2 protein-coding genes are annotated in these 4389 nt (G+C 66.9%); one reads left to right on the plus strand and one right to left on the minus strand.

The features are described from left to right. On the minus strand, positions 1-2515 hold a 2515-nt coding region (gene gyrA / locus OS124_RS0104935; RefSeq protein ID WP_010138254.1), incomplete at its 3' end, for a DNA gyrase subunit A. Between the two features lie 359 nt (positions 2516-2874). Between gyrA and OS124_RS0104940 the strand changes: the two genes are divergently transcribed. Beyond that, positions 2875-4362, plus strand: a complete 1488-nt coding sequence (locus tag OS124_RS0104940) for an aldehyde dehydrogenase family protein (protein WP_010138256.1) — start codon at positions 2875-2877, stop codon at positions 4360-4362. The last annotated feature ends 27 nt before the right edge of the window (positions 4363-4389 follow it).

Genomic DNA, 4389 nt, shown 5'->3' on the forward strand with positions numbered 1-4389 from the left:
CGGTCCGCATGGATTTCTCCCATGCGGTGACACCCATGCCGCCGCGCCCGCGCACCGGGTAGTCGTGGGACGAGCTGACGTGACCGGCACCGCCTGCGGTGATGGTCAGGATCAGGGTCTCGGCCGCGGACATCTCGGCGTAGCGTTCCTGGCTGAGGGGCATGTCGGCATTGCCCTCGTCATCCTCGGTGGCCTCTGTGTCGCCGGCCATGGCGCGGCGCATCTTGAGGTAGGAGGCGCGCTCGTCGCTTTCGGCGGCGAAGTGGGGCAGGACGAACATCGAGGTGACCTCGTCGTCCTCGTTCAGCCGCACGCCCCGCACACCGGTCGAGTTGCGCGAGTTGAAGACCCGCACGTCATCGGCGCGGAAGCGGATGGCGCGTCCGGACTGGGTGAACAGCATCACGTCGTCCTCACCGCCACAGATCCGGGCGTTGATCAGGCGCATGCCTTCGCTCTCGCCCTCGAACTTCATCGCGATCTTGCCGTTGCGCATGACGTTGGTGAAGTCGGACAGCGCGTTGCGGCGCACCGTGCCGGCGGAGGTGGCGAAGACGATCTGCAGATCGCCCCATTCCTCTTCCGGGCGGTCCACCGGCATGATCGCGGCGATCGAGACCCCTGTCGGGATCGGCAGGATGTTGACCACCGCCTTGCCCTTCGAGGTCCGTCCGCCAAGCGGCAGGCGCCAGGTCTTCAGCTTGTAGACCATGCCCTCGGTCGTGAAGAACAGCAGCTGGGTATGGGTATTGGCGACGAACAGCGTGGTGACGGCGTCGTCATCCTTCATCGCCCCGCCCGAGACCCCCTTGCCGCCGCGCTTCTGGCTGCGGAAGTCGGCCAGCGGGGTGCGCTTGATGTAGCCGCCCGCGGTGACGGTGACGACCATCTCTTCGCGCTCGATCAGGTCCTCGTCTTCCATGTCGCCGGACCAGTCGGCGATCTCGGTGCGACGCGGCACGGCGAAGAGGTCCTTCACCTCGCGCAGCTCGTCCGAGATGATCTCCATGATCCGCTCGCGAGAGCCGAGGATCTCGAGGTATTCCTTGATCTTGCCGGCCAGCTCCTGCAGCTCGTCCGTCACTTCCTTGACGCCGATCTGGGTCAGGCGCTGCAGGCGCAGCTCGAGGATGGCGCGGGCCTGGGTTTCGGACAGGTTGTAGGTGCCGTCCTCGTTCATCGTGTGGGTCGGATCGTCGATCAGGCGGATGTAGGGCGCGATCTCGGCGGCGGGCCAGCGGCGTTCCATCAGCTTCTCGCGGGCCTCGGCGGCATCGGCCGAGGCGCGGATGGTGGCGACGACCTCGTCGACATTGCTGACCGCGACCGCCAGGCCGCAGAGGATATGTGCCCGCTCACGCGCCTTGCGCAGCAGGTAGGCGGTGCGCCGCGCCACCACGTCTTCGCGGAAGTCGATGAAGTTCGACAGGAAGCCGTAGAGGGTCAGCGTTTCCGGCCGGCCACCGTTCAGCGCCAGCATGTTGCAGCCGAAGGAGGTCTGCATCGGCGTGAAGCGGAACAGCTGGTTCAGCACCACCTCGGGGGTCGCGTCGCGCTTCAGCTCGACCACGACGCGGACGCCTTCGCGGTCGGATTCGTCCTGCACGTGGGCCACGCCCTCGATCTTCTTGTCGCGGACCTGCTCGGCGATTTTCTCGATCATCGCCGACTTGTTCACCTGGTAGGGGATCTCGTCGACGACGATGGCGTAGCGGTCCTTGCGCAGCTCTTCCACGTGGGTCTTGGCGCGGATGATGCAGCTGCCGCGGCCCTCGAGATAGGCCTTGCGGGCGCCGGAGCGGCCAAGCAGCACGCCGCCCGTGGGGAAGTCGGGGCCGGGGACGTACTGGATCAGTTCCTCGGTCGACAGGTCCGGGTTCTCGATCAGCGCCAGGGTGGCGTCGACCACCTCGCCCAGGTTGTGCGGCGGGATGTTGGTCGCCATGCCGACGGCGATACCGCCCGCGCCGTTGACCAGCATGTTGGGGAAGCGCACCGGCAGGACCGTCGGTTCGCGGTCCTTGCCGTCGTAGTTGTCCTGGAAGTCGACCGTGTCCTTGTCGATGTCGGCCAGCATGTAGGCGGCCGGCTTGTCCATGCGCACTTCGGTGTAACGCATGGCCGCCGGCTTGTCGCCGTCCATCGAGCCGAAGTTGCCCTGGCCGTCCAGCAGCGGCAGCGACATCGAGAAGTCCTGCGCCATCCGGGCCAGCGCGTCGTAGATCGCGCTGTCGCCATGGGGGTGATACTTGCCCATCACGTCGCCCACGGGACGGGCCGACTTGCGGTAGGGCTTGTCGTGGGTGTTGCCGACCTCGTGCATGGCGAAAAGGATCCGCCGGTGCACGGGCTTCAGGCCGTCACGCAGATCGGGGATCGCCCGGCTGACGATCACCGACATGGCGTAATCGAGGTAGGAAGAACGCATCTCCTCGGCAATGGAGATCGACGGCCCGCTGAGCGGGGTCGGGACGTTTTCCTGTTCGTTTTCAGGGGTTTCCGGGGTATCGGTCACTATTCGGGGCCTGTCTTCGCGCGGTTCTATATCTTGTTGACGGAACTATAGCACCGCCATGATCTGGGGTGCAATCCTTGCCGGGGCAGGCATTTCCGCAGAGCGCAGATGAGCGGCCAAGACATTGTGATGAAATCATTTTTAATTCACTCCGCCAGTGATTTCGGCCGGGGCGCCGGGCAAGGGGGCATGGACCTGCGCGTAGGCGCCGCCGGGGGGCCTTGGCGCCACGGGCCGGGACGCCCTGGCACTGGCCTTTCCCGGCACGCCGGGTGTAGACGGATCGCAGGTGATCCGGACTGCCTCTGCCCTGCGCATGCGGGCGGCCGGTCCGGGTCCGCAGAAGGTGAGGAAGACAGATGAAAGACTGGAAGGCCGCGGCCGCCGCGCTCTACGATGGCGGGTTCCGCCCGATGTTCATTGACGGCCAGTGGTGCGAGTCCCGCTCGGGCGAGGTGCTGGACGCGCGCAACCCTGCTGATGGCACGCTGCTGGCCACGGTGCCCAAGGGCGGCAAGGCCGATATCGACGCTGCCGTCGCCGCGGCCCGCAAGGCCTTTGAGGGCCCCTGGGCCAAGTGGACGCCCTTCGAGCGCCAGAACCTGCTGCTGAAGATCGCCGAACGGTTCGAGGCCGAATGGGAAGACCTCTGCCTGTCCGACACCCTGGACATGGGCATGCCGATCCAGCGCACCCTGGGCAACAGCCGCCGCGTGCTGGGCATGCTGCGCTTCTACGCCGGCCAGGCGGTGACGATCCACGGTCAGACCATCCCCAACTCCTTCCCCGGAGAGATCTATTCCCAGACTGTGCGCGAACCGATTGGCGTCGTCGGGGCGATCATTCCCTGGAACGCGCCGATCGCCGGGTCGATCTGGAAGATCGCGCCGGCCATCGCGACGGGCTGCACCGTGGTGCTGAAGCCCTCCGAGGAGGCCTCGCTGACCGTGCTGATGATCGCGCGGATCATGCAGGACGCCGGTCTGCCGGACGGTGTTCTGAACATCGTCACCGGCCTCGGCGCCGATGCGGGGGCCGCGCTGGCCGAGCATCCGGGCGTCGACAAGATCGTCTTCACCGGCTCGACCGCGACTGGCCAGGCGATTGCCCGCGCCGCCACTGGCAACCTCAAGCATGTCTCGCTTGAGCTGGGCGGCAAGTCCCCGGTCATCGTCTGCCGCGATGCCGACATCGACAAGGCCGTGCCGGTCGCCGCCATGGCGGTCTTTGCCAACTCGGGCCAGATCTGCATCGCCGGCTCGCGCCTCTTCGTCGCCCGCGAGATCCACGACGAGTTCACCCGCCGCGTCGCCGACTTCGCCGCCAGGCTGCGCATCGGCCACGGCATCCAGGAAGACACCGACATCGGCCCGATCATCTCGGCCCGCCAGGCCGAGCGCATCGCCGGCTACATGGCCGTCGGCCCCAACGAGGGCGCCGAGATCCTGACCGGGGGCAACCGCGTCGAGGGCGCGGACTTCGAGGGCGGTCACTTCTTCCATCCGACGGTCTTCGGTGGCGTCACCGACGAGATGACCATCGCGCGCGAGGAAATCTTCGGCCCGGTCATCTCGGCCATGCCCTTCGACAGCCTCGACGAGGTGGTGCAGCGCGCCAATGCCACGCCCTACGGGCTGGCGGCGGGCGTCTTCTCGACCCACCTCGGCACCGCGCACAAGCTGGCGCATCGCCTCAAGGCGGGTTCGGTCTGGGTCAACATGTACCATGCCATCGACCCCGCCGTGCCCTTCGGCGGCATGAAGATGTCGGGCTACGGCCGCGAGGGCGGCACGCAGCACATGGAAGAGTACCTGGACACCAAGGCGATCTGGATCAACGCCGACTGAGCGCGGATCCCGCCAGCAAGACACAGC

This window comes from Oceanicola sp. S124 (genome assembly GCF_000220565.1).
Lineage (GTDB): Bacteria > Pseudomonadota > Alphaproteobacteria > Rhodobacterales > Rhodobacteraceae > Pseudooceanicola.

What these genes read in the sequence shown, in the direction of transcription:
- OS124_RS0104940 (WP_010138256.1), top strand. Translation starts at nt 2,875, where the DNA reads ATGAAAGACTGGAAGGCCGCGGCCGCCGCGCTCTACGATGGCGGGTTC.